The following is a 24592-nucleotide window of genomic DNA, read 5'->3' as shown; positions in this document are numbered from 1 at the left end:
AAATGCAGAGTTTACCAGTCTATAAGGATATACAGATGCCAATCCCTGCTTACATGTGGCTTAAGGATGACGGTGGCGCGGACATAAAAGGTTCTGTTGATGTTCAGGATCGTAATGGAAGCATTGAGATAATTGGATTATCGCATGGTTTGTCACTACCGGTTGATCCCGCAAACGGAAAAATTACGGGGGTCAATACCTCTGTACCAAATGTTAAGACATCTAGCTCGCAGCTAAATCATATTGAAAATGTCAGCCTTCAGTATGAGAAAATCACCTGGCGTTATGTTGATGGTAATGTGCAGTTTTCTGATGCATGGAATGAACGGTCTACTGCTGGTTAAAAGGTGCAATGCGCCTCTTTTATGGGCGCATTTTTTTATCTAAATGCCGTTGTTTACAGATAGTTGAAAATGCTTTTGTTAAAAACAAATAAAGTGGTATTGTCAATGTCATCGTAAGTAAAAAGTTTAGGTAAAAGTAAACATTATCAATATCTTCAGCGGAAGAACTGTCGTTGATGAGAGCTGAAATCTTGTCAGCAGTTTTTAAGCTTACTATGTCATAGAAATATGGTGAGGATAACCGCCCAACAATTACCAGGGTAATTATAAAAATAGCAATTTTAACTATCCTGCGAAGCATGGTTTTCATCTATATCACCACTTCAATTTGCCCGTAGGCCTGCATATTTTTCATGCATGTCACGGGGATCTTACTGGTTCTCAATAGTGCATTTCTGAGCGTCGCATAATCACTATCATGACAAAGAGTTATACAACCGTTAGATATTCTACCAGGGTGTAATCTGAAGTTTCCTCTCCAGACATCATCAAGCCACCTTCCGTCATTAACGTTACCCCAGGAATCAGGAAACAAAGCAAACCACTCGCTGTGCTTAAAACTTGCACCATATAGATAGTGGTTGATCATATCTCGACTAACTTCATTCACCCGTGAGTAAGAAATAAGCCTTCCTTGTGGCCTGTCTACAATCCAATATCTTCCTGGCGGTACAGGTCCTTGAGAGGGTAGTTTTGAACAACTGACCTGGTTTATACAGGAGCCATTTCCTGAGAAAGCCATAAATACGCCAACGCCTGGGACTATCAGTGGGGCTATGTCTGCTCCATTAAGTATGAACTTTCCGTATAAAGCCATTGAAACTCCTTGTGATTTTTAAATCTGTTCATATTAACGCCAATGACATTTCTATAGATTGAGCCAGAGCAAGGAATTTTCCATTTCTTTTCTTTCGCTACAACCTCATACAGTTTAAAAACGGATTTTTATTTTACAGAAGCGTTGTAAAACTATATCCGCGCAATGCATGTTTTTTTGAGAATCAATAAATGGCTTATTGTGCCTGGATAGTGGCCAGGAAAATACTTAGCATGCGTATCAGGTGGCCGAATAGCTGGGAGAAAACCATGAGAATCGTATCCATCTTTAAAAATGGCAACATCCGTACAATACGACTGCCGCGTGACCTTGATTTCGAGGGCGTCAGCGAGCTTGAAATTATCCGGGAAGGAGACAGCATCATTCTGCGCCCGATCGGACCCAGCTGGGGTTCTTTCGCTCAGCTCGAAAAGGCCGATGCTGATTTTTTGGCGGAGCGTGGTGAGGTTGTGGACGACGAAGGACGGTTTGATCTGTGAACAAGATTTACAGACTTGGAAACATAACCCGGATATGCGCTGGTCGGACGAAGATTGCCATTAAAATACCCCGCACGATGCGGGGTATTTTTTTAACCTGGCCGGAACACTTTCGATTTCCGCTCCGGCCAGGCAAAATAATCAGCGAGGCGTATGCTGAGGCACGCGCAACGCCGCTTCCGACCAGCACTGCTGCATTTTGTCCGTTGCCGCCTGGAAGCGCTGCGTCCACTGCTGCAAATATTCCGACCGCTCTTTCTGCTGACGCTCGCGGGTGGAAGGATCGCTGCTGAACGTGCCCCACTGGCTCTGCACGGCCTTGCTCTCATTCGTCAGGCTGTCCGTTTCGGCACGGCACTGCGGAATAACGATGTTGTCGAAATCAGCCACCGACACGCCGTAATCCCGGTAGATGCTTAACATGCGATAGCGGTCATCGCTGCCGTCGGCATAATTTTTAGCGTCATTATAGACTTTCATATCCAGCGCCGAGCTGCTGCGGAAATCCATCTCAATCGGATCAAGCACCGCTGACGTTGCTGTTAAATGGTAGGTTTTCACTTCACCGGCGGCGGAAGATACGGCACTGGCCTGCGCATTCACCACCGGCTGTTGCTGGCTGGCGCTCGCCGCTACGCCGGTGCGGCAGTCATACAGACTGGCATCAAATCTTGGCTTCATGCTGCCTTTCACCGAGGTGAAGATAAAGCTGAGGAACCCGTTGGCCTCGCTTTTGCGGTAGAAGGAGGTGGTGCCGTCCGGCTCCTGCTTAACGTTCATAAACTCCTTGCCGCGCGGTGAAATAAATTCACTGTTCATATCACCCAGCCCGTAAAAACGATCGAAGTGGATGATAAAGCTGTCGCCGTTATCGGTGACGCGCAGCCGGTTTGGCTGGGTTTTCTGGTTGGTGATGTACTGATCGACAGCATCTTTACTGTAGGTGACCTGCACCTGGCAGGAGCGTTCTACTGACGCCTGGCCCGAACTCGCTACGGGTGCTGCACTCTGAGCAACGGGTGCGGCCTGTGGTTCGGGAGCGACCGCTGCCGGCGCAGCCGACTGAGGCTGGCTGCCGGAAACCGCTGCCGACTGTGCGCTGTCGCCGACGATCGCATTCAGGTCGTTCACGCGGTTCACGTAGGCGTTTTGCAGCTCGGTTAATGACGTGGATTTATTGCGAACCTCTTTTAACCACGCCAGCTGCGATTTTCTGATGGCGGCTTTATTGTCCGGGTTCTGCTTAATCGCCTGGCCGTATAAGCCGCTCACTTTGTCGTCCAGCGCGGACAGCGCCGGGGTTGAACAGATGGTCTGTTCAACGTAGCCGCTGGCTTTATTACAGTCGAAGCCGGCAGCGAAAGACACTGAACTAAAAATAACACTCGTAACGGCTAATGCAGCGAGACTCAACTTCTTGTTCATCTAAAGTCCGATTAATATTGTTGTGCTGGTGAAGCGTTATTTTCCAACAGATTCACAATCTGATTTGTTGGAAGTCTTATTATTTATACTGACTGGTTTAATGCTGTCTTGCCTTTAGGGACGTGATTTATATCTTTTTAATTCTGTGACTTACGTGAAGATTGCGCTGATCGATTCAACCATCAGAACACGCCCGCGATTGTATAGTATGCCCGCGTTGCCCTGCCAGATAATTTTACTGAAACGGGTTCTGATCCGGCTGGCGGTCTCACTTCAATAATAAATGGACTTAACGGTAATGACCGAAAACATACTGGATGAAAAGGTTTTAATGATTCACCATCACGCAGATAAATAATCAATGCGGGTAGCTCATCCCTTAAGTGGAATATCAATTGATGCAGCAGTTTCTGGTTTCGACCTGAGAGTGATTAATCCGACTAATCCTGGGCACTAAATTGTTAAACGATCAATCCGGAATGCTCATGTTCGCGCTGGGCTATGTCACCAGATCGGTCAGTCCCAGGTTTGGTTCCTGTACCGTCCATTCCCCTCCCCTCCCCGGCATAATGACCCCGATCACAGAAATCACTTCTGCATTTTGTAATCGATTACTTTTGATCGTAGTTTGTAATCGATTACTTATTAATAACAGGATGAAAATTGATGAAAAATTTGATGGCAACGGTGGGTCTTTTGGCGGCTCTGGGCACGGCGTCGGGCTTCGTTTCAGCGGCGCAGGTGGATGATGAAATCGCACTGCAAATGTATACGCTGCGCAATGTCGGCATGCCAGCCGAGCAGTTCGCGATGGCGCACAAGGCGGGCTTTAAGCACGTGGAGCTGGTCGGCACGCACGATCTGAATGCCGCACAGCTGAAGGCGCTGCTGGAGAAAAACCAGCTGACGGTCACCTCTTCACACGTCCAGCTGAAGGCGCTGGAGCAGGACTATCAGCAAACCGTGGCTTTTAACAAGGCAGTAGGCAACAGCACCATCGTGGTGCCGTGGATTGAACCGCAGGATCGCCCGGACAGCACCCAGGGCTGGATCGACTACGCACAAAGGCTGGATAAGCTGGGCGCGAAGCTGCACAAGGACGGCATCCAGCTGGGCTATCACAACCATAATTTTGAAATGAAGAAGTACGACGGCGTCACCGCACTGGACATCATCTTTAAGCACTCGCAGCCCGCCAACCTGAAGCTGGAAATGGATGCGGCGTGGGTATCGCGCGGCGGTCAGGACCCCGCACGTATTCTGAAAGAGTATCCGGGCCGCGTGTTTGCTATTCACGCCAAGGATAATGCCTCGATCGGCATCCGCGATGACGAAATGAACTTTGCGCCGCTGGGCGAAGGCCTGCTGGACTGGAAAACGATTCTGCCCGCCGCGAAGGCCAGCGGTGTGAAGTGGTTTATCATCGAACACGATAAGCCGAAGGATGCCTGGAGCATCATCACCACCTCGCTGAAAAATCTGCGCGCCGCGCTGGAAAGCCTGCCGAAATAACCGCAGCAGAGCGGCACCGGAAAGGGTGCCGCTCGCCACAGGAACCCGGAGCTGCACCACAGCCTCGATTTTTGGTAATCAGACGGCTCACGGGCTGATGCCTAACCCGTGAGCCCGCCCCGTCAGTCAGCGATGCGGATAACGACCTTGCCAAATGCACCGCGTGACAGGTGTTCGAAGGCCTTCACCGCATCCCGGAAGTCGTAGACCTGCTCAATCACCGGCTTGATGTTGTGCTCGGTGAGGAACGGATTCATGCGGTCAAACGATGAACGCGGCGCTACCGCGATACCCCGGATCGTGGTCTGGCGGAAAATCACCGGCATCAGGTCCAGCTGCGATGTCTGCCCGGTCAGAAAGCCGACCTGCGCGATGGTTCCGGCAACCTTCGTGGCGGCCACCGACTGGTTAATCCCGTCCCCCCCGGCGACGTCGATAGTGATATCAACCCCTTTACCGTCGGTCAGCGCCAGCACGGCGTTATGCCAGTCCGGCGTGGTTTTATAATTAATCCCTTCATCGGCACCCAGCTGTTTAATCCGATCCAGATTGGCATCACTGCTGGAGGTGGCGATAACGCGTGCGCCATACGCATGGGCTATCTGCGCCGCAAAGACGGAGACACCACCGGTTCCCTGTACCAGCACCGTCTGGCCCGGTTGCAGGTTGCCAATATCCATCAGCGAATACCATGCGGTCAGTGCGGCAATCGGCAGCGTTGAGGCTTCCTCATCGCTCATCGTGTCAGGGGCTTTCACCGCGCTGTCCTGATGAATAATCATATACTCGGCCAGGCCGCCCGGCAGCGGCATTCCAAGGCACCAGTCCGGCTCATCCGCTGCGGGTTCGCCGTCCAGCCAGCGCGAATAGAGGTGTGAGTTAACCCGTTCGCCGACGATGAAGCGGCTTACGCCCTCACCGACTGCCACGACGGTTCCCGAGGCGTCGGACACCGGGATCAGCGGTTTAGGAACCCGGTGTGGTTCATAGAATCCGTCCACGATCGCCTTATCCCGGAAGTTGAGGGATACCGCCCCCACCTTCACCAGCAGTTCGCCCGGACCCGGCGCTGGGGTTTCCACCTCGGCGAGCTGTAAATTCTCAAGGCCAAAATCTTTCAGTAACCATGCTTTCATTTTTGCGTCTCCACGGTATGAGTTAAGTGGCGGCCATCATAAAAACTGCGTGCGGCGGGAAAAAGCCGTGGAAAAGCACTTCACTGTTATTGCAGGGGAAACAATCCGCCAGGGTATACTTCGCTGTATTGATACCCGGTGGGTGAACGATTTCAGTGGAGAAACGATGCGCGCTAACATGCTGGAACTGATGGCGATTTATGTTCAGGTGGTTGAACTGCGTAGCTTCACCCGTGCGGCAGATGCCCTGCAACTGCACCGTCCGGCGGTGAGTAAATCGGTACAGCAGCTGGAAGACGATCTGGGGGTAAAGCTGCTGCATCGCACCACGCGCAGCCTGAGCATGACGGCAGAGGGTGAGGAAATTTATCAGCGTGCTAAAGGGCTGCTGACCGACGTCGGCGAGATGATGGCCTCGGTGTCGACGGATAAACCGCCGCGCGGCCGTCTGCGGATTGATGCGCCGCTGGCGCTGACCCACGCCATCCTCGTTCCCGCGCTGGACGAATTCCAGGCGCTGTACCCACAGATTGAAATCGTGCTGACGGCATCCGATCGCCTGACGGATTTTATTGCGGAAGGTATCGACTGCGTTATCCGGCTGGGCGAACTGAAAGACTCCAGTCTGGTCTCGCGCCACGTTGGCAGCGTAGCGATGGCGACCTGTGCCGCACCGTCGTATCTGGAAAAGTACGGAACACCGCAGACGCCCGACGATCTTGCCAGGCATAAAGCGGTAAATTTTTTCAGCGAGCACAGCCGGGAAATCATGGAGTGGAAGTTCACGGTCAACGGAGAAACGGTTTCACGACGCCCGGCCAGCAGCATGCTGGTTAACAATTCCGATGTGCTGCTGTCCTGCGGGCTGTCCGGCCTAGGGATGCTGCACGCATTACGCGCCGCGCTGGAACCGCATATTCAGGTCGGAAGGCTGACCGAGGTGCTGGCGGAGTACTCCACCGTTGCCAAGCCCGTCTCGGTTCTGTATCCCGATCGCCGCTATCTGTCACCGAAGGTTCGCGTCTTTATCGACTGGTTTAGCGCGATGTTCGCCCGCCAGCACCCGCGTTAACCGCGCATTCTTTTTCACTCACTCCCGCGTTATTTTTACGATATGATTGCCGCTTGTCGTTAAGAACGATAACTATTTTCATTCAAACATTCCGTCTCTTTATCATCCCCGCAGAATATGCGGTTGTTGGGAAGCCACTTTGTCAGCGTTTGAACGTTACTACACCGAACTGTTCCGTTTCCTGAGCGGCAAACTGCGGGACAAACACCTCGCGGAAGAGCTGACCCAGGAGACATTCAGCCGCGCGCTGGCCTCTCCGGAACAGGTTTCCTCGCACCGCGGCCTGCTTTACCATATCGCCAGAAACCTGCTGGTCGATCGCTATCGTCTGCATAAACAGCATGAAGATGCACCGGATGTGGACGCTGACGAACTGCCAGCGCCGGGTCACGAGCAGCCCGACAGCCAGCTGGAGAACCAGCAGTACATCGACCATATCGTTGCCGCCATTGAACAACTGCCACCGCGCTGCCGCGAGGCGTTTATCCGCCATCGCATTGATGGCCAGTCGCAGAGCGAGATCGCCGCCAGCATGGGTATTTCAATCAATATGGTGGAAAAACACATTATCCGCGCCATGCTGGCCTGCCGCGCCAGCCGTGAGAGCTGGCGGGATGAACCAACAGGGAAGCCACAATGACGACGCAAGATAAGCAGGCAGTTGCCGAACAGGCGATCCGCTGGCTGCTTCGCCAGCAGGAGGGCCTGACCCGGGCCGAGCAGGACGCCTTTCAGCACTGGCTGCAAACCCCGGCACACCGGGCGGAGTATCAGGACCTGTCCGGCCTGTGGCAGCAAACGGCGGCCATCCCCGCCGACGCGGTTAATCATCTGCGCCCTGTGCCGGTTCGCCGCCACGTCTGGCGGCCGCTGGCGTACGGCTGTGCGCTACTGATGCTGGCGGCGGTGCTGTGGCTGCCGCTGCGCGTTGAATTCGCCGCACCGGTTTACACTGCCAGCTGGCAGACCGGTCGCGGCGAGATGCGCACTGTCGATCTGCCTGACGGCAGTAAAGTTTCGCTGGATGCCGGAACGCAGCTGACCGTGCGCTATTACCCCGGCCGCCGGGAAGTGGAGATGCCGCAGGGACAGGCCTTCTTCCAGGTGGCGCATAACCCGCAGCAGCCTTTTGCGGTGTTCAGCGGCCCGTCGCGGGTGACCGTGGTCGGCACCGAATTCAGCGTGCGCTACCTGCCGCACACCATGAGCGGCGACGGCACCGATGTGGCGGTCAGCTCCGGTGCCGTGCGCGTTGGCCCGCGCGGCCGCTGGCAGAACGGCTGGTGGCGGGCGATGCAGCATCTGCATCTGCCGCAGGCCAGTGCGCATCTGGCCGTGCTGCACGCTTCCGAACGTGCAACAGGTGATGCCGAGGGGCGACTGATCGCACGTACCACCCTGCCCGCCGACAGCATTGCCGCCTGGCGCGATGACCGCATCGTGCTGGACAATACGCGCCTGGATATGGCGCTGGCGGAATTTGCCCGCTATGGCGACGTGTCGATCAAACCGGGATCGTCCGCCGTTGCCGCGCTGAGAGTAAGCGGGAGCTTTGATACCGACCGCGCCGGGAGCTTTGCGAAATCGCTGCCGCTGGTGCTGCCGGTGAAAATAAAAACCGATAAAAATCAGTTAACTATCGTTTCATCTGCTGCTGAACGAAAAAATAATTAAAAACGACGTCAGGATTTGTCTTCGCGCTGCGTCTTCAGAAGAGAATGATTATTATTCATCTTAAATCTGGGGATCATGAATGGCCGTTTTTTCTGCTTTACGCGCGTTTCGTACACAGCACCTCGCCGTAGTTATCGCCGCCGCGCTGCCGATGTCCGGCGCTTATGCGGCGGCAACCCTCGCCGTTTCGCTGCCTGCGCAGCCGCTGTCAACGTCACTGAACCAGCTGGCCAGGCAGGCTGGCGTGCAGCTTATCGCCGCACCAGCCTCTCTTGACGGGAAAACCGCTCCGGCGGTATCGGGCCCGATGAGCCTTGAACAGGCGCTGGGACAGCTGCTGACCGGCAGTGGGCTGGAGTGGAAACTGATCGGCGGGACCGTCTCCATTACCCCATCGGCCTCCGGCGACGGTACGCTGACCGTGACCGCCAGCGTCAGTAACGCTGCCGCTGTACCGCAGCAGACCCTGACTGCCACCAAAACCGATACCCCACTGATTGAAGTGCCGCAGTCGGTTTCAGTGATCACCCGCGAGCAGCTGGATCGCCAGAACGTGCAGACCGTCACCGAGGCGCTGCGCTACGTGCCGGGCGTGAAAACCGAAACCTACGGCGTCGATCCCAAGGGCTACGACTGGATTTACATTCGTGGCTTTAACGCCCTGACCACTAATGACTATCGCGACGGCCTGCGTCAGCTGAACAACAGCTACAGCTATTTCCGCACCGAGCCGTACGCGCTGGAACGCGTGGATATTGTCCGTGGTCCCTCTTCCACCCTGTTCGGGCTGGGTGACGCTGGCGGGATCGTGAATCGCGTCAGCAAAATGCCGGACGCGCGCGGCGTGCATGAAGTGGAAGTACAGCTGGGGAATTTCAACCGTCGCCAGGCGCAGTTTGATATGAGCGACAAGCTGGACGAGGACGGCGAGTGGCTGTACCGCGTGGTCGGCCTGGCCCGCGACAGCGACACCCAGTTCCAGTATCGCGACGGGCCACATGTGGAAGACAACCGCGTGTATCTGGCGCCAACGGTGACCTGGATCCCCTCATCGGACACCAGCCTGACCCTGCGCGCTGACTATCTGCGCGACACGTCCGGCGGCACCATCGCCGTACTCACTACGCCGGGCGGTCGGGCCACCGATACCCTGCTGGGTGACTACAGCTACAACCGTTTCCGCCAGGAGCAGTACAGCGTCGGCTACGAATTCAGCCAGCAGTTGGGTGAAAACGTCAAGTTCCGCCAGAACCTGCGCTACGGGCAGACGGATACCATCCTGAATAACCTGCTGCCGGGCAGTCCTGACTTCACCACCAACACCATATCGCGCAACGCGATTCGTTTTGATGAGCACATGAAGGCCTTCAATGTCGATAACCAGCTGCAGATGGATTTCAATACCGCGTCCGTAGCGCATACGCTGCTGGCCGGCGTGGACTACAGCTGGCTGGACGGCAACGCCAAGCGTTTTGGTGCCGTTGCCCCGGCGTTGAGTATCACTAACCCGGTATACGGGCTGAATATTGCCGATCCAACCTATGCGCTCAACAATAACGATCAGACCACCGCACAGCTGGGCGTGTATGTACAGGATCAGATCCACCTGACGGACCAGTGGCTGTTAACGCTGGGCGGTCGCCATGACGATATCAGCATGCGCACGCAGAATAACCTGACCAGCAACACCTCATGGATTGATAAAGATGCCTGGACCGGTCGCGCGGGGCTGACGTATCTGGTCGGCAACGGCCTGGCACCGTACATCAGCTACGCCGAATCGTTTATCCCCAACAGCGGCACCGACAGCCAGAACCGCACCTTCGATCCCAGCAAAGCGCACCAGTACGAAGTGGGGGTGAAATACCAGCCGGACAGCAATCTGCTGATGACCCTGGCGGCGTTTGAAATCACCAAGTCCAACGTGCTGACCAATGAGCTGGTTGACGGAAGGGCAACCGGCTATCAGGTCGCCTCCGGCGAAGTGCGTTCCCGCGGTATCGAGTGGGAAACTCAGGCGAAGCTGACGGATAACCTTGATGCGCTGGCGTCATACAGCTGGACCGATACCGAAATCACCAAAAGCAACAACGGTGACGAAGGCAAGCAGCAGGCTAACGTGCCGAAAAACATGGCCTCCGCGTGGCTCAACTACGGCTTCCATCAGGGGCTGTTTGACGGGCTGATGCTGAGCACCGGCGTGCGCTACGTCGGCAGCATGTACGGCGATAACGCCAACACCATCCAGGTGAAAAACTTCACCCTGGTGGATGCCGGTGCGAAATATCAGGTGAATAAAAATATCCAGGTTGGCGTGAACGTGCAGAACCTGTTCGACCGCCACTACGTGGGCACCTGCGATGGCGATACCAGCTGCTACCCGGGCCAGGAACGCACCGTCATTGGCTCGCTGAAACTGAACTTCTGATGCCGGAGTTCAGCCGCCGTCACTGTCTGAAAATGCTGGTGATGCTGCCGCTGGCGGCGCGTGCGGGTCTGCCGACGGTAGACCCGCAGCGTATCGTGGCGATTAACTGGGCGGCGGCGGAAACGCTGCTCAGTATCGGCATCACGCCGCTGGCGATTTCCGATACCGGCTATTTTCGACGCCGCATTCCGCAGCCGGTGTTGCCTGACGGCGTACAGGACATCGGGCCGTTCTGGGAACCGAATATGGAACTGCTCGATGCCCTGCGCCCTTCTCTGATTATCAGCGATGTGCTTTCTGCACCGGTGATGGCCAAAATGGCGGCTATCGCGCCGCTGGAAACGGTATCGGGCTGGTATGCTTCGGGCAATCCGTGGCAGGCGCTGCACGACTGGACGCAGCAAACCGGGCGGCGGCTGGGCGCGGATGCTGCGGCCGCGCGCTGGCTGCAGCGGGTGAAGGTTGAAGTGAACGATCTGCGTCAGCGCCTCGAGGCGCGTCAGCAGGCGCGGGTACTGGCAATGGTGCTGGATCAGGACGGTAAGCACGCCACAATCTACGGCAGCGGCAGCCTGGCGGATGCGGTTATCCGCCAGCTTGGCCTGCGTAACGCCTGGCAAAAAGCGGTCAACGCCGCCCATATTGCCCGCGTACGCATCGAGGAACTGGCGGATCTGCCCTGCGACCGGTTGTTCTATACCGAATTACCCACCGCTATGACGCGACTGATGCGCGCCAGGCAGCCCGACGGCCTGTGGCAGCAGTTACCGATGGTTAAAAGTGACCGCGTCACGCACCTGGATCATTTCTTCCCGTTTGGCGGCCTCGCCACCGGGCTGGCACTGGCCGGGGATATCACCCGGGCGCTGGAGGCGGAGCAATGAGATCGACGACTGCCGCCGTTATTCTGCTTCTCTGTTTCGCCGCCGCGCTGGCCTGCGTGGCGATGAACTATTTCACGCTGGTGGCACGCTATCCGACAACGCTTGCTGCCCTGTTACTGGACCAGAGCTTCCTGCCGCGCGTTGCGGTCAGCCTGCTGTGCGGCGCGGGCCTGGCGCTGGCCGGACTGCTGTTTCAGCAGGTGCTGCAAAACCCGCTGGCGGAACCGGGTACGCTCGGTGTGGCCGCCGGGGCAAATCTGGCGATGTCGGCCGCGCTGGTCTTCGCGCCCGGCCTGCTGGCGCTGGGCCTGCCCGTTCTGGCGCTGTGCGGCTCGGCGCTCGCCGTTTTACTGCTGATCAAGCTGACCTCCGGCCGCCGTTTTGCGCCGCTCAGCGTGATTCTGGTGGGGATGGTGCTGAGCCTGTACGGCAATTCACTCAATACCCTGCTGGTGCTGTTTAATCATGATTATCTGAGCGACCTGTTCAGCTGGCAGGCCGGTGCGTTAACCCAGAGCGGCTGGCGCAGCGGCATCCTGCTGGCGATCGCACTGTGCGCTGCCCTGCTAATCAGCCTGCTGCTGGTCAGGCCGCTGGCCGTGCTCAGCCTGTCGGAACAGCAGGCCAGCGCGCTGGGGATCTCGGTGGTGAAGGTGCGCATTGCGGCGCTGAGCGTGGCGGTGGCGATCAGCGCTATTATCACCAGCCAGGTGGGGATTATCGGTTTTATCTGCCTGGCCGCCCCGGCCATTGTCAGGGCCAGCGGCATCCGCCGTTTTCTGCATCAGCTGATCGCCACGGTGCTGACCGGTGCGGTGATGCTGACGCTGGTCGATCAGCTGGCCCTGCGCTTTTCCCCCGCCGCCGGGGATATTCCGGCAGGGGCGATTACCGCGCTGCTCAGCGCGCCGCTGCTGCTGGTGCTGCTGTTACGGCAGCGGGTGACGGGTTCACCGACTGTGCAGTCTGCCGCCCCGACGGTCGCCGGTTTTAAAACCCGTCAGCTGGGCATTCTGCTGCTGCTGTTAGCGCTGGCGCTGCCCGCCTCGCTGTGGCTGAACCGGGAACCGCCGGGCGCGCTGACCTCACATCTGCTGTCCTGGCGCTGGCCGAGAATCACCGGTGCGCTCTGTGCCGGCATGATGCTGGCATGTGCGGGCGTACTGATCCAGCGGCTCACGGGCAATGTGATGGCCAGCCCCGAGCTGACCGGCATCAGCAGCGGTGCCGCGCTGGCGGTATTACTGACCGTGCTGTTCACGCCACTGCCGATGACCTTTATGCTGCCTTCGGCAATCTCGGGCAGCCTGCTGGCGATGCTGCTGCTGTTCCTGTTTGGCGCGCGCAGCCGGTTTAATCCGCAGAAGGTGGGGCTGATTGGTCTGAGCCTGACCAGCCTGGCCGGGGCGCTGAATATGATCCTAATGCTGAGCGGCGATCCGCGTGCGCTGATGCTGCTGAACTGGAGCACCGGTTCTACCGCCGGGATTAATGCGGACATGGCCGTTGAAGCGCTGATCGCCGCCGCCGTGCTGTGCCCGCTGGCGCTGCTGATGCAGCGCTGGCTACAGCTGTTAGGGCTGGGGCAACTCACCGCGCAGTCGCTGGGTATCCATTTACCGCGCACCAACCTGCTGGTGCTGTTGCTGATATCCCTGCTCACCGCCGCCGGGACGCTGCTGGTGGGGCCGTTAAGTTTTATCGGCCTGCTGGCCCCACAGTGCGCCAGGTCGCTGGGGGCGCGTGCGCTGCGCCATCAGCTTTGCGCCGCTGCGCTGATTGGCGGAACGCTGATGGTGCTGGCCGACTGGCTGGGGCGCAATATTGCCTGGCCCTGGCCGGTTTCCGCCGGGTTGCTCACTGCGTTTATCGGCGCGCCCTGGTTTTTATGGCAGTTTTCCAAAGCGCCATCACGATGAAAGGGGGAAATCGATCAGAGCAGGTTACCTATTACCAATAACGCCACCCTGTCAAATGACTTATATGCTATAAATAACGTTATATGGAAAAATTATAGTCATGATAAGCAAAGGGTTTTTGAAAAAAATGATTTCATTTAAAGAAATGGTTTCCCTGCGAAATTACTGGAAGGTTGTGCTGATCGTTATCGCTACATGCACGATAATCGGTGGGTATATTTTAAGAGAATGCTTTAACTCATTCACCGTGATGGTGTTAACCATTCTAATTGCTCAGCTCAGTTATATTGGCGCGCTGTTTTTCAAAAACGATCTTAAGCGCATGACGGAGATCATGCCGGACATTTTGGTCTGTGTATCACTGGCGTCAGTGATTTACGATGCGCTTAATATGGATAAAGAACCGACCACATTTAAATCCGTGCTTTTCTACACCATTCCCCTATTTTTCGTCATATTTTACTTTTTCAAGTTTGCAATAATGGCAAACAGGGCATCCCATCAGGACTCCGTTGCGGCGGTATTAATCCGTGAAAAGATCATCGGTCTTATCAATCATCCCGGAACCTGGACGACGAAAATAGACTATGCCTCCCTCATCAATCAGCAAGCATGCAATCATGCCGATATCAGAATCATCGACAGCGTGCTGGATAAAATGAATCAGGCAAACGAAATTCGTTTTATTCAGGCATCAATGAAATATGTCGGAAAAAAAAGAGATAACAAACTCAGATCGATTCATAAGTTCAGAATTTATGGGAAAACGGTGACAATCGCTCATCCCGACGCGCCTGCGGATTCACATTAACGCTGGCAATGTGCAGATTCCGTGTCCTGGGCCTGAATAGTCAATCCAGGCCAAGTCATTACCTGTCTTCACCAGGAACGGCTTGTGCCAGCCGTTTATCAATGACGGAATCTCACCCGCCAGGCTTTTTGAAATAGTGATCGGTGAGGATTTCCGCACCGTCATCGATCGCTTTCAGAATCAGCTTCTCGCAGGCATCGGCATCGCCCGCCGTTAAGGCTTCCAGCAAATGGTCGTAGTTGTGGTGCCCCTGTGCCATCTCCGTTGACTGCGGGTAGAGATAGTTGAAGCACGGGCCAATCTGTACCCACAGCTGCTCGATGATCGCTTCCAGCGTTGGCATCTTCGCATAGCTGTAAAGCGTAAAACGAAATGCGCGGTTGGCTTCCAGCGCCATCTCAACGTCACCGCTCAGCTTGGCCTGCATAAAGCGCGCACAGAGTTTTTTTAACGCCGTCAGCTGTTTTTTCGTCACGGCCGTCGCGGCAGACCTCACCGCTAAACCTTCAAGCTGCTTACGGATCAGCGTGATCTCCTGATAGCGTTGCAGCGTGATTTCCGGCACCAGAAACGCCGCCGCGGGCGTGGCATCCAGCGCGCCCGCAGAAACCAGACGCAGCAGCGCTTCGCGCACCGGCGTGATGCTGGTACCCAGCTGTGCCGCCAGATCGCGGGTCACCAGCCTGGCACCCGGCTTGAGTTTCCCCACAATCAGCGCGCTGCGCAGCGTGGATTCCACCTGTGCGGTGAGACTTAGTCGCTGCGCTTTTTCCATCTCAATCATGCTTTTTAGTCCTTTCCCGGATATCGCAAATGGTTATTTAATTTTAATGTTTTATTGCTATTCAGCCTGACTATAGGATATATCATGTATTACAAAAACACAGCATTGTCCTCACAGTATTCACTCTTTTCACTACCTTGCCGATGGCAATTTGGGAAAACGTTATGAGACTACCTGCAGTGAAGTTTGCCACTACCGCATTGCTTATTGCTCTGCTGCCTGCCGGTGTGCAGGCGGCGGAGATCACCATTGGTCAGGCGGCCTCCGCCACGGCAATGGACCCCGGCTTTCTGAAAGAATCCGCCACCCTCGTGGATAATATTTTCGATACTCTGGTGCGCCGCGGTGACGATATGTCGCTACAGCCGGGCCTGGCTACCGAATGGAAAGCGGTGGACGCCACCACCTGGCTGTTTACCCTGCGCCCGGGCGTGAAGTTTACCGACGGCGAGCCGGTGAATGCCGAAGCGGTGAAATTCTCCATCGACCGTATTCTCGACCCGGCAAACCACGCGCCGACCATCTCCTACATCCGCACGATTAAATCCGTTGAGACGGTCGGTGACAATCAGGTTCGCATCATCACCAACGGCCCGGACCCGCTGCTGCCAACGCGGATGAGCCGCTATCCGGCGTATATCGTCCCGCCTGCCTACGTGAAAAAAGTGGGTGCCAGCGAGTTTGCCCGCAAGCCGGTTGGCAGCGGTGCCTACAAGCTGGAAAGCTTTATCCCGGATGAAAAAGTGGTGATGGTCGCCAATGACGCCTACTGGCGCGGCAAGCCGGCTATCGATCAGGTCACCTGGCGTCCAATCCCGGAAGCCACCGCGCGCCTGACCGCGCTGCTGACCGGCGAAGTTCAGCTGATTGAGAACGTGCCTGCCGACCTGGTTCCGGCGCTGAAAAACCGCCCGAACGTACAGCTGGAGCAGGTGAAAGGCGGCGGCCTGACCATCTATCTGGGCCTGAAAGATGAGGAAAAACCGCTTAACGACGTGCGCGTTCGCCAGGCACTGTCGCTGGCGCTGAACCGTCAGGCGTATACCCAGCAGCTGCTGCACGGATTTGGCACACCGACCGGGACGACCGCCGGAGCCAATGACTTTGGCTATCTGCCGGTTCCGGCCACCGTGCAGGACGTGGCGAAAGCGAAGTCCCTGCTGGCGGAAGCGGGTTACCCGAACGGCTTCACTCTGCGCTTCCAGGCACCGCGCCGCTATATCGCCAGCGCCGATGTTGCCCAGGCCATCGTGCAGGATCTGGCGGCCATCGGCGTGAAAGCCCAGCTGGAAGTGCCGGAATGGTCGGTCTACACCCAGCAGGTCGCGGCGCAGAAACAGGCTCCGGTTTATATGCTGGCCTGGGGCTCAACCCAGACCCTGGATGCCGACGCCGCGCTGTTCCCGATCCTGCGCAGCGGCGAGCCGTACTCCACCGTGCATGATGCCGAACTCGACAAACTGCTGGACCAGAGCCGTCAGATTGTTGATCCCGCAGCGCGTAAAAAAGTGCTGGAGCAGATCCAGCAGCGCGTCGCCGAACAGCAGCCTCTGCTGCCGCTGTATCGGGAAGACACCCTTTACGCCCACAGCGATTCACTGGTGTTTAAAGGCCGCGTGGATGCCCGCATCCCACTGTATGACCTGAGGCTGAAATGATCGCACCGACCGCCGTGCTGCGCCGTCGCCCGAGGCGACTGATCTGTGGTGATGCCGTGATTGGCGCGACCCTGCTGATCGCGGTTATCGCCGCAGCACTGCTGTCGCCGTGGCTGCCCCTGCCCGATGCGCTAAGTAATAATCTGCTGGAAATCTTCCTGCCGCCGGGTAGCCCCGGCGCGCAGGGCACCCACTGGCTGGGCACCCACTGGCTGGGCACCGACCAGCTGGGCCGCGATCTGCTGTCGCGCATACTCTCCGGTACGCGGCTGTCGCTGCTGGTGGTGGTACTGGCGGCGCTGATCGGCGCGGTCATCGGCACCACGCTGGGGATGATTGCGGGCTATCTTGGCGGCTGGGTGGATGCGCTGCTGATGCGCCTGATCGATATCCAGCTGGCCATTCCGTTTATCCTGCTCATTCTGCTGGTGATTGCCCTGATGGGGGCGTCGCTGACCAATATTATTGTGATTATGGGCTGCACCAGCTGGGCGATTTATGCCCGCGTGGCCCGTGCCAAAACGCTGGAAATCCGCGAACTGGAATATATACAGGCGGTACGGGCGATGGACTTCTCCACCCTGCGCATCCTGTTCCGCCACATTCTGCCCAATCTGTTTACTCCGCTGATCGTCCTGCTGACGCTGGATATCCCACGCCTGATCGTGCTGGAAGCCTCGGTCGGTTTTCTCGGCATGGGTATTCAGCCGCCGACGCCGACGCTGGGCAATCTGATTGGCGAAGGGCGCTCTTATATGCTGCTGTCTCAGTGGCTGGTGCTCTATCCGGGGCTGGTGATTGCTGCCCTGGTAATCGGCTGCAATCTGCTGGGCGATGCCCTGCTGCGCCGCACGCATACGAGGCTGGATTAAGATGCTGAATCTGCTGCTCAACCGCGTCGGCCAGTCGCTGCTGGTGATGTTTGGCGTCTCGCTGCTGATTTTCTTCAGCCTGCATATTACCGGCGATCCCGCTGCGCTGATGATGCCGCCCGGCTCCAGCCAGCAGGAAATTGACACGTTTCGCCACAGCATGGGCTTCGATCGCCCGCTGCTGTGGCAGTACGGCCACTACCTTAACGGCGTGCTTCACGGCGATTTTGGTGAGTCGCTGCGCTACAGCCAGCCGGTGCTGGCGCTGATTGGCGAACGGCTTCCGGCCACCGCTTTGCTGGCGGTCAGCGCACTGGCCTGGAGCTCCGTGCTCGGGCTGCTGCTGGGTATCGTCAGCGCCCTGCGCCCGCACAGCTGGCTGGATCTGCTGTGCCGTCTGGTGGCATTCAGCGGCCAGGCCATCCCGGTATTCTGGCTCGGCCTGTTGATGATCCTGCTGTTCAGCCTGCAATTACAGTGGCTGCCCTCCAGCGGCTACGGCACCTTTGCCGCGCTGGTGATGCCGGCGATCAGCCTCGGCGCGTTTTACATGAGTGCGGTTGCGCGCCTGTCGCGCGCCAGCCTGCTGGATGTGCTGCAAACGGACTATATTCGCACCGCCCGCGCCAAAGGGCTGAGCGCCTGGCGCATCGTTGTTCGTCACGGCCTGCGCAATGCGCTGATCCCGGTGATTACCGTACAGGGGATGTATTTTGCCTCGCTGCTCGGCGGCGCGCTGGTGACGGAAATCATCTTTGCCTGGCCGGGTATTGGTCGCCTGGCGATTCAGGCGATACAAAACCGCGACTTCCCGCTGGTGCAGGCCATCGTGCTGCTGGCTGCACTGGTGTTTGTGGTGATTAATCTGCTGATCGATCTGCTGTATCTGGCACTCAACCCGAGGATACGCCTGTGAGCCGCCTCGATGCCACATTAGAACTGCTGAGTGAACTGACCCGCTGGCGCACCGTAGCGGGTGAGAAGGACGCCCAGCGCGGACTGGCTGCCTGGCTGGAGCAGTGGATGGTCGAGCGGCTGGATGCTGCCGTGGTGCTGCCGGTGGCCGTACAGTCCCACGACACGCCGCCGCTGGTGCACGTGCGAATTGATAACGGCTTTGAGCGCACCGTGGTGCTCTACAACATGTATGACGTGATGCCCGCTGACGATAGCGGCTGGGACGTGCCGCCGTTTGTGGGCGGTCTTTGCGACTGGCCTGAACTGGGCCGGGTATTTGTCGGGCGCGGTGCCGAAAACAATAAAGGTCCGGTGGCCGCCATGCTGATCCTGCTCTGCGAGCTTCAGCAGCAGCAGCGGCTGGACTTCAATATTGAAATTCTGCTGGAAGGCGAAGAGGAAGTGGGCAGCGGCACCCTGCGCCGCTATCTGGCACAGCAGCCCTGCCCGATTGCACCTGCCGAGGCGGTACTGTTTCCGTCGCTGTGCGAATACGGTGGTGGTGCACCGCGCGTTTACCTCGGTTTTACCGGGCTGGCCACCGGTCGCCTGAGCGTCACCGGCGGCGAATGGGGCGGGCCGTCTTCCGCCATTCACGCCAGCAACGCCGGATGGATTGCCAGCCCCGCGTGGCAGCTGGTCAATGCGCTGAACGCCATTGCCCCGGCCGCCGACAGCGGTGTGCTGGGCCGCCTGATGCCGGACGAAGAAGCCAACCTGCTACTGGCCGAACTGGCCAAATCGTTCAGCCTGGAAGATGAATTGCGTTTTCGCCGCAGTCAGCGGCTGATGATTGAAGGCGACACGCTGAGCTGCCTGCAAACGCTGCTCGGCAGTGCCGTGCTGACGCTGGCCGAACTGCACAGCAATCCGCCCGGCGGCCGTGGGGTGATCCCGTATCGTGCCAGCGCGGAGCTGGCGTTCCGCATCCCGCCGGGATTTGACCAGGACGCGATGATCGAACGCGCCCGCCAGCGTATGGCGCAGTCGGATCTGGCCGGGAGTGAACTTGAACTGTTCGACAGCTATCCCGGCATTCGCTTCCCCCGCAGTGCCAGCGGCGTCGATGCGCTGATCGCCAGCTATCAGGCGCTGGACGCCACGCCGCAAATCTGGCCGTGGGCACCGGGCTGCGCGCCCGCCTACGCCTTTGCGGCGGTTGCCCCGGCCTTTCTGATCGGCGGGCTGGGCCACGGCGGTAACGCCCACGCCGTTAATGAGTTTGTCACGCTGGAAGGACTTGAACGCTTCCAGCAGTCGCTGAGCCTCTGGCTCACAGGATTCAATGATCCGGCCTCTGGCCGGGTCGCGCGCCACACCAGGGAAACACCAAAGACTATTAAAACAGGTAAAAAACCATGAAATCAGTTGAAGAGTTCGAACGCGTTCCGCTCGGCTTCTTCCCCACCCCGCTTGAGCCGCTACCCCGGCTCAGCGAGGCGCTGGGGATTACGCTGAGCATCAAACGCGATGACTACAGCGGCTTCGGCGGCGGGGGCAATAAGGTCCGCAAGCTGGAGTACCTGATGGCCGAAGCCCGCCGTTCCGGGGTTAATGTGGTGATCACCACCGGCGGGCATCAGTCTAACCATGCCCGTATGGTGGCCGCTGCCGCTCGTAAGTTCGGTATGCGTCCGGTGCTGGTGCTGCGCGGCAACCCGCCATCCAACTGGCAGGGTAACCTGCTGCTGGACAAGCTGTTCGGGGCCGAAGTGCAGTTTCTTGACCCGGACGGCTACTTCACCCAGATCGAAGGGGCGATGCAGGCACACGCCGATAAGGCGGTTGCCAACGGCGAAACCCCGCTGATTATCCCGCTCGGCGGCGCGACGCCGCTGGGTGCGTTGGGCTACGTACGTGCGGTGGAAGAGATCGCCGCGCAGCTTGAACCAGGCGGCACCGCTGCCCCGGACTTTATCGTCGCGCCGACCGGTTCCGGCGGTACGCTGGCCGGGCTGCATGTCGGCACGCGACGCTACTGGCCGGACAGCCGTGTCGTGGGCATCAGCGTCAGCGCGAAAGCCGACTGGTTCCAGCCGCGCATTGCCGGGATGGCGCAGGACTGCGCCGATCTTCTGCAGTGGCCGCAGCAGTGGCAGCCGGAAGATATCTGGATTGAGGATGGCTATGTCGGCCAGGCCTACGGCGTGCCGTCGGATGGCGGCATCGAGGCGATCTACAAACTCGCGCAGTCGGAAGGCGTGCTGTTAGATCCGGTGTATACCGGCAAGGCGATGCACGGCCTGTTCTCGCTGGTTGAGCAGGGCAAGATCCCGCAGGGATCGCGCGTTACCTTTATTCACTGCGGCGGTTCCCCGGCGCTTTATCCGTTTGCCGACCGCCTGCTGGAGCAGTAATGGACGGCCTGCTGCGCGTCCTTAATGACGCTGACGTCGCCCGGCTGGGCGGCGCAGACGTGGCGCTAGCGCTGGAGGATGTCCGCGAGGTGGTGAAGCTGATGCGGCTCGGCGAGGCGCAGATGCCCGCCGAGAACGCCGTCGACCTCGCCACGCCGCTGGGCAAAGCCTATGCGCTGCCCGCCCGCGTCGGAGGCCGTTTCAATGCGGCCGGAGTGAAATGGACGGCGCACCGGCCCCTGCGGCCGGATGCCCTGCCCGCCGCGCTGGCCGTAACGCTGATTAACGATGCGCAGAACGGCGTGCCGCACGGCCTGTTAGCCAGCGGCGCGTTAACCGCCGCGCGTACCGCCGCCGTTACCGCCGTAGCGCTACAGCACGCCGCACCGCAGCCGGTGAAGCGTGTGCTGCTGCTCGGCAGCGGTATCCATGCGCAGGCCCATCTGCAGATGCTCAGGCAGCTGTTCCCGGGCCTGGCGCAGATTGGCGTCTGGAACCGCACCCCCGGAAAAATACTGCCCGCCGCCGATCTGACGCTGGAAAGCGATCTTCAGCAGGCGCTGGCACAGCCGTATGACGCGGTGATTACCTGCACCAGTGCGGACCAGCCGATGTTAACCGAGACCGCCGTCCGCCCGGGGCGAATTGTGATTCAGGTGGGCTACCACGAGGTCAGCTTTGACGCCATTCGCGTCAGCGATCGGGTGGTGGTAGATGCGTGGGGCGATTTTGCCGAACGCAGCGCCAAGAGCCTGTTCCAGATGTACCGCGCCGGGCTGTTTCAGCCGCAGGAGGTGGCCGCCGATCTGGCCGCGCTGCTGCTGGACGGCTGGCGCGCCGCAGCGGATGACAGCGTCTACTTCTCTTCATTTGGCCTCAACGTGTTTGATATCGCCCTTGCCGCCCGCGTGCTACAGGCTGCGGAACGTGACGGGGTCGGGCAACGGCAGCCGCTGTTTACGGGAGCACTTCAATGATTATCTCAGCTCAAGCGCTGCACCTGCGCCAGTCGCGCGGCGAGCACTTTCTGCTGATAGACGTGCGCGATGCCGCCGAATGGCAGCAGGCCACGCTGCCCGGCGCGCTACACTGTAACGTTTATGACTATTTTATTGCCGACAGCACCGAAGCGGGCCTGGCGGTGATGGCCGCTGAGGCCGCCACCGCACTCGAGCCGCTGCTGGCGAGCTATCCCGGCGCCACTCCGGTCTTTTTTGAGAATCAGGTCGGCATGCGTTCACCGCGCGGTGCCTGGTTTGCCTGGCTTCTCGGCCATGAGGATGCGCTTATCCTTGACGGCGGCATTGAGGCCTGGCGCGAAGCCGGGTTTGCCACCGCTGCCGGGCAGGGATTAAGCCGGACGATCGCGCATCAGCCCGCCGCAGAAGCCACGCGCTGGCAGCGGGATCTGGTCTGTACCCGTCAGCAGGTGCAGGAGGCCGACGGCGTCGCGGTAATTAACGTTGATGCCCGTCGACCCAGCGAGTTCGACGGCAGTTTTGCCCACGACTGCTGCCCGCGCGCCGGGCGCATTCCGCATTCCGCACTGCTGTTCTGGGAGGATGTGGTGTCCGGTGGTCATTTCCTGGAGCCGGAGGCGATCCGCCAGCGTGCCCGGAATGCCGGACTGCGTGAAGAGGCAAAACTGCAGGTTTACTGCCATCGCGGTGCCCGTGCGGCAACGGTGCTGGCCGCACTGAAACGGGCGGGCTTTATCGATGTTTCAGTGTACGTCGGCTCGTGGCACGAGTGGGCCGAACATCCTGAACTGCCGCTACTGCGCGGCAGCTGAGCGCTGTGCCAGCGCCTGATGGACATCGGGCGCTGCGGCCAGCAGTTGCAGGGTATAGGGGTCCTGCGGCTGGCTGATAACCCGTTCGGTCGCCCCTTCTTCCACCACTTTACCGTGATACATCACCACAATGCGGTCGCACAGCTGACGTACCGCGCTGAGATCGTGGCTGATAAACAATACGGATAAACCCAGCTTGTGGCGCAGTTCGTTAAACAGCGCCAGGATCTGGCCGCGCACCGATAAATCCAGCGCGGCGACCGCTTCATCGGCCACCAGCAGCTTCGGTTCCATCGCCAGCGCACGGGCAATGACGATACGCTGGCGCTGCCCGCCGGAGAACGCGCCCGGCAGTCGACCGGCATGCTGCTCCTGCAATCCCACCAGCGTTAACAGCTCTTTGACCCGTGCCTGCACGGCCGCTTCGCCTTTGCGCAGCTGCCAGACCCGCAGCGGTTCGGCAATCTGCTCGCCGACGGTGATTTTGGGATTCAGGCTGGAGTAAGGGTCCTGGAAGATGATCTGACAGTGGCGGCGCAGCACTTTGCGCTGCCGCCCGCGCAGCGCCTCGCCCTCGAAGCGGATCTCGCCGTTATCGGCCTCAATCAGCCCAATCGCCGCGCTGCCCAGCGTGGTTTTGCCGGAGCCGGATTCGCCGATCACCCCGACAATTTCACCCTGCGCAATGCTGAGATCCAGCGGGTGCAGCACGGTCTGCCGCTTAGCGGGCCAGAACGGCAGCGGGCGCGGCAGCGGATAGCTTTTGCAGATGGCGTTCAGCTCAAGCAGCGGCTGCGTTTTGACGGCGGCCTGCGACGGCAGCTGCGCCACCGAGGCGTCTACTAGTTTGCGGGTATAGGGGTGAACCGGGCTGCCGAGCGTGGCGACCGTTTCCCCCTGCTCCACCAGCTGCCCCTGCTGCATCACGCACACGCGGTCGGCATAGCGGGCGACCACCGACAGATCGTGGGTGATAAGCAAAATACCCATGCCCATTTCCCGCTGCAGATCCTGCAACAGGCTGAGGATCTGCGCCTGAATGGTCACGTCCAGCGCGGTGGTCGGTTCATCGGCGATCAGCAGCTGCGGCTGGCCGCTTATCGCGCTGGCAATCATCACCCGCTGGCGCATACCGCCGGAAAGCTGGTGGATGTACTGCCGCGCGCGCAGCGCGGGGTTGACGATCCCCACGCGATCCAGCAGGGCAATCGCTTCCTGCTGCGCCTGCTTCCAGCTCATCTGGCGGTGACGCACCAGCACTTCGGCAATCTGCTCGCCGATGCGCAGTGTGGGATTCATGCTCGACATGGGTTCCTGAAATACCGTCGCTATGCGGCAGCCGCGCAGCGATTGCACGTTACCGGCTTCCAGCCGCTGGCCTGCAAAGGTCAGTTCGCCCGCCGCCTTCTGCACGCCCGCAGGCAGCAGATCCATCACCGCCAGCGACGTCAGCGTTTTACCGGAACCGGACTCCCCCACCAGCGCCAGGATCTCCCGCTGGTCGAGATGAAACGAGACGTTATCGACCAGCAAACGGCCTTCGGCAGTTTCCAGCGACAGATTTTCAACGGACAGCAGGCGGGAATGCGTCATCGGAACGGGCTCTCTTCGGGCTTAAAGAATACATGATATATTCTGTGTTATAGCGCC

23 protein-coding genes are annotated in these 24592 nt (G+C 58.7%); 17 read left to right on the top strand and 6 right to left on the bottom strand.

All coding sequences use genetic code 11. The features are described from left to right. The first annotated feature begins 35 nt into the window (after nucleotides 1-35). Nucleotides 36-344 (top strand): type VI secretion system tube protein Hcp, encoded by a 309-nt coding sequence (locus IBT47_RS02770; RefSeq protein WP_200559070.1) that lies wholly within the window; start codon nucleotides 36-38, stop codon nucleotides 342-344. A 19-nt stretch (nucleotides 345-363) separates the two neighbouring features. On the opposite strand, the gene IBT47_RS02765 is transcribed toward IBT47_RS02770, so the two are convergent. Further along, nucleotides 364-654 carry a hypothetical protein gene (locus IBT47_RS02765; RefSeq protein WP_200559069.1) on the bottom strand — a complete coding sequence of 97 codons (291 nt, stop codon included), beginning with the start codon at nucleotides 652-654 and terminating at the stop codon, nucleotides 364-366. Then, on the bottom strand, nucleotides 655-1161 hold the full coding sequence (locus IBT47_RS02760; RefSeq protein WP_200559068.1) for a DUF2778 domain-containing protein: 507 nt from the start codon (nucleotides 1159-1161) through the stop codon (nucleotides 655-657). 269 nt (nucleotides 1162-1430) lie between these two features. Here IBT47_RS02760 and vapB point away from each other — a divergent pair, with 269 nt between their 5' ends. Beyond that, a complete protein-coding gene (vapB, locus tag IBT47_RS02755) occupies nucleotides 1431-1661 on the top strand; it encodes a type II toxin-antitoxin system VapB family antitoxin (protein WP_200559067.1) in 231 nt (76 codons plus the stop codon). Nucleotides 1662-1802: 141 nt separating this feature from the next. Here the strand turns inward: vapB and IBT47_RS02750 are convergent, their stop codons facing one another. Next, nucleotides 1803-3029 carry a lysozyme inhibitor LprI family protein gene (locus tag IBT47_RS02750; RefSeq protein WP_200559066.1) on the bottom strand — a complete coding sequence of 409 codons (1227 nt, stop codon included), beginning with the start codon at nucleotides 3027-3029 and terminating at the stop codon, nucleotides 1803-1805. A 723-nt stretch (nucleotides 3030-3752) separates the two neighbouring features. On the opposite strand from IBT47_RS02750, the gene IBT47_RS02745 reads away from it, so the two are divergent. Then, nucleotides 3753-4598: a sugar phosphate isomerase/epimerase gene (locus IBT47_RS02745; RefSeq protein WP_200559065.1), complete on the top strand. Its 846-nt coding sequence runs from the start codon at nucleotides 3753-3755 to the stop codon at nucleotides 4596-4598. A gap of 122 nt (nucleotides 4599-4720) precedes the next feature. Here the strand turns inward: IBT47_RS02745 and IBT47_RS02740 are convergent, their stop codons facing one another. Then, nucleotides 4721-5734, bottom strand: coding sequence for an NAD(P)-dependent alcohol dehydrogenase (locus tag IBT47_RS02740; protein WP_200559064.1), 1014 nt, complete (start codon nucleotides 5732-5734; stop codon nucleotides 4721-4723). A gap of 166 nt (nucleotides 5735-5900) precedes the next feature. Between IBT47_RS02740 and IBT47_RS02735 the strand changes: the two genes are divergently transcribed. The 7 genes from IBT47_RS02735 (at nucleotide 5901) to IBT47_RS02705 (ending at nucleotide 14522) form a co-directional block, all read left to right on the top strand. Next, a complete protein-coding gene (locus IBT47_RS02735; protein WP_200559063.1) occupies nucleotides 5901-6806 on the top strand; it encodes a LysR family transcriptional regulator in 906 nt (301 codons plus the stop codon). A gap of 139 nt (nucleotides 6807-6945) precedes the next feature. After that, a complete protein-coding gene (locus IBT47_RS02730) occupies nucleotides 6946-7446 on the top strand; it encodes an RNA polymerase sigma factor (protein ID WP_200559062.1) in 501 nt (166 codons plus the stop codon). Next, nucleotides 7443-8480, top strand: coding sequence for a FecR domain-containing protein (locus tag IBT47_RS02725; RefSeq protein WP_200559061.1), 1038 nt, complete (start codon nucleotides 7443-7445; stop codon nucleotides 8478-8480). The genes IBT47_RS02730 and IBT47_RS02725 overlap by 4 nt, the downstream gene beginning before the upstream one ends. Before the next feature lie 79 nt (nucleotides 8481-8559). Next, nucleotides 8560-10908 (top strand): TonB-dependent siderophore receptor, encoded by a 2349-nt coding sequence (locus IBT47_RS02720; RefSeq protein ID WP_234471669.1) that lies wholly within the window; start codon nucleotides 8560-8562, stop codon nucleotides 10906-10908. Continuing rightward, on the top strand, nucleotides 10908-11792 hold the full coding sequence (locus IBT47_RS02715) for an ABC transporter substrate-binding protein (RefSeq protein ID WP_200559060.1): 885 nt from the start codon (nucleotides 10908-10910) through the stop codon (nucleotides 11790-11792). Before IBT47_RS02720 ends, IBT47_RS02715 begins: the two co-directional genes overlap by 1 nt. Then, nucleotides 11789-13711, top strand: coding sequence for a Fe(3+)-hydroxamate ABC transporter permease FhuB (gene fhuB / locus IBT47_RS02710; protein ID WP_200559059.1), 1923 nt, complete (start codon nucleotides 11789-11791; stop codon nucleotides 13709-13711). The genes IBT47_RS02715 and fhuB overlap by 4 nt, the downstream gene beginning before the upstream one ends. 118 nt (nucleotides 13712-13829) lie before the next feature. Further along, a complete protein-coding gene (locus IBT47_RS02705; protein ID WP_234471668.1) occupies nucleotides 13830-14522 on the top strand; it encodes a hypothetical protein in 693 nt (230 codons plus the stop codon). A gap of 112 nt (nucleotides 14523-14634) precedes the next feature. Here IBT47_RS02705 and IBT47_RS02700 read toward each other — a convergent pair whose 3' ends face one another. Then, nucleotides 14635-15306: a GntR family transcriptional regulator gene (locus tag IBT47_RS02700; RefSeq protein ID WP_200559057.1), complete on the bottom strand. Its 672-nt coding sequence runs from the start codon at nucleotides 15304-15306 to the stop codon at nucleotides 14635-14637. 164 nt (nucleotides 15307-15470) lie between these two features. On the opposite strand from IBT47_RS02700, the gene IBT47_RS02695 reads away from it, so the two are divergent. The 7 genes from IBT47_RS02695 to IBT47_RS02665 are packed head-to-tail and all read left to right on the top strand — an operon-like array spanning nucleotide 15471 to nucleotide 22942. Then, a complete protein-coding gene (locus IBT47_RS02695) occupies nucleotides 15471-16964 on the top strand; it encodes an ABC transporter substrate-binding protein (RefSeq protein WP_200559056.1) in 1494 nt (497 codons plus the stop codon). Beyond that, nucleotides 16961-17836: an ABC transporter permease gene (locus IBT47_RS02690; protein ID WP_200559055.1), complete on the top strand. Its 876-nt coding sequence runs from the start codon at nucleotides 16961-16963 to the stop codon at nucleotides 17834-17836. The genes IBT47_RS02695 and IBT47_RS02690 overlap by 4 nt, the downstream gene beginning before the upstream one ends. A gap of 1 nt (nucleotide 17837) precedes the next feature. Beyond that, the gene (locus tag IBT47_RS02685) at nucleotides 17838-18752 is read left to right on the top strand and encodes an ABC transporter permease (RefSeq protein ID WP_105591784.1); all 915 of its coding nucleotides are present in this window, start codon (nucleotides 17838-17840) and stop codon (nucleotides 18750-18752) included. Beyond that, a complete protein-coding gene (locus IBT47_RS02680) occupies nucleotides 18749-20155 on the top strand; it encodes a M20/M25/M40 family metallo-hydrolase (RefSeq protein ID WP_200559054.1) in 1407 nt (468 codons plus the stop codon). Before IBT47_RS02685 ends, IBT47_RS02680 begins: the two co-directional genes overlap by 4 nt. Next, nucleotides 20152-21150 carry a 1-aminocyclopropane-1-carboxylate deaminase/D-cysteine desulfhydrase gene (locus IBT47_RS02675; protein WP_200559053.1) on the top strand — a complete coding sequence of 333 codons (999 nt, stop codon included), beginning with the start codon at nucleotides 20152-20154 and terminating at the stop codon, nucleotides 21148-21150. Before IBT47_RS02680 ends, IBT47_RS02675 begins: the two co-directional genes overlap by 4 nt. Beyond that, a complete protein-coding gene (locus IBT47_RS02670; protein ID WP_200559052.1) occupies nucleotides 21150-22127 on the top strand; it encodes an ornithine cyclodeaminase in 978 nt (325 codons plus the stop codon). The genes IBT47_RS02675 and IBT47_RS02670 overlap by 1 nt, the downstream gene beginning before the upstream one ends. After that, complete coding sequence (locus IBT47_RS02665; RefSeq protein ID WP_200559051.1) at nucleotides 22124-22942, top strand: sulfurtransferase; 819 nt, start codon at nucleotides 22124-22126, stop codon at nucleotides 22940-22942. Before IBT47_RS02670 ends, IBT47_RS02665 begins: the two co-directional genes overlap by 4 nt. On the opposite strand, the gene IBT47_RS02660 is transcribed toward IBT47_RS02665, so the two are convergent. After that, entirely contained in the window at nucleotides 22925-24535 is a 1611-nt protein-coding gene (locus IBT47_RS02660; RefSeq protein WP_200559050.1) for an ABC transporter ATP-binding protein, read from the bottom strand. The two genes, IBT47_RS02665 and IBT47_RS02660, sit on opposite strands and share 18 nt — an antisense overlap. Nucleotides 24536-24592: the final 57 nt, after the last annotated feature.

The organism is Erwinia sp. S43 (genome assembly GCF_016624745.1).
Lineage (GTDB): Bacteria > Pseudomonadota > Gammaproteobacteria > Enterobacterales > Enterobacteriaceae > Erwinia > Erwinia coffeiphila.
Note: the sequence above shows the minus strand (reverse complement) of the source record. Positions and strands in the feature narration are given on the sequence as shown.

Excerpts from the sequence above, each read along its gene's own strand:
- IBT47_RS02770 (WP_200559070.1), top strand. The coding sequence starts at position 36 with ATGCCAATCCCTGCTTACATGTGGCTTAAGGATGACGGTGGCGCGGAC.
- IBT47_RS02765 (WP_200559069.1), bottom strand. The coding sequence starts at position 654 with ATGAAAACCATGCTTCGCAGGATAGTTAAAATTGCTATTTTTATAATT.
- IBT47_RS02760 (WP_200559068.1), bottom strand. The coding sequence starts at position 1,161 with ATGGCTTTATACGGAAAGTTCATACTTAATGGAGCAGACATAGCCCCA.
- vapB (WP_200559067.1), top strand. The coding sequence starts at position 1,431 with ATGAGAATCGTATCCATCTTTAAAAATGGCAACATCCGTACAATACGA.
- IBT47_RS02745 (WP_200559065.1), top strand. The coding sequence starts at position 3,753 with ATGAAAAATTTGATGGCAACGGTGGGTCTTTTGGCGGCTCTGGGCACG.
- IBT47_RS02740 (WP_200559064.1), bottom strand. The coding sequence starts at position 5,734 with ATGAAAGCATGGTTACTGAAAGATTTTGGCCTTGAGAATTTACAGCTC.
- IBT47_RS02735 (WP_200559063.1), top strand. The coding sequence starts at position 5,901 with ATGCGCGCTAACATGCTGGAACTGATGGCGATTTATGTTCAGGTGGTT.
- IBT47_RS02725 (WP_200559061.1), top strand. The coding sequence starts at position 7,443 with ATGACGACGCAAGATAAGCAGGCAGTTGCCGAACAGGCGATCCGCTGG.
- IBT47_RS02720 (WP_234471669.1), top strand. The coding sequence starts at position 8,560 with ATGGCCGTTTTTTCTGCTTTACGCGCGTTTCGTACACAGCACCTCGCC.
- IBT47_RS02715 (WP_200559060.1), top strand. The coding sequence starts at position 10,908 with ATGCCGGAGTTCAGCCGCCGTCACTGTCTGAAAATGCTGGTGATGCTG.
- fhuB (WP_200559059.1), top strand. The coding sequence starts at position 11,789 with ATGAGATCGACGACTGCCGCCGTTATTCTGCTTCTCTGTTTCGCCGCC.
- IBT47_RS02700 (WP_200559057.1), bottom strand. The coding sequence starts at position 15,306 with ATGATTGAGATGGAAAAAGCGCAGCGACTAAGTCTCACCGCACAGGTG.
- IBT47_RS02695 (WP_200559056.1), top strand. The coding sequence starts at position 15,471 with ATGAGACTACCTGCAGTGAAGTTTGCCACTACCGCATTGCTTATTGCT.
- IBT47_RS02690 (WP_200559055.1), top strand. The coding sequence starts at position 16,961 with ATGATCGCACCGACCGCCGTGCTGCGCCGTCGCCCGAGGCGACTGATC.
- IBT47_RS02685 (WP_105591784.1), top strand. The coding sequence starts at position 17,838 with ATGCTGAATCTGCTGCTCAACCGCGTCGGCCAGTCGCTGCTGGTGATG.
- IBT47_RS02675 (WP_200559053.1), top strand. The coding sequence starts at position 20,152 with ATGAAATCAGTTGAAGAGTTCGAACGCGTTCCGCTCGGCTTCTTCCCC.
- IBT47_RS02670 (WP_200559052.1), top strand. The coding sequence starts at position 21,150 with ATGGACGGCCTGCTGCGCGTCCTTAATGACGCTGACGTCGCCCGGCTG.
- IBT47_RS02665 (WP_200559051.1), top strand. The coding sequence starts at position 22,124 with ATGATTATCTCAGCTCAAGCGCTGCACCTGCGCCAGTCGCGCGGCGAG.
- IBT47_RS02660 (WP_200559050.1), bottom strand. The coding sequence starts at position 24,535 with ATGACGCATTCCCGCCTGCTGTCCGTTGAAAATCTGTCGCTGGAAACT.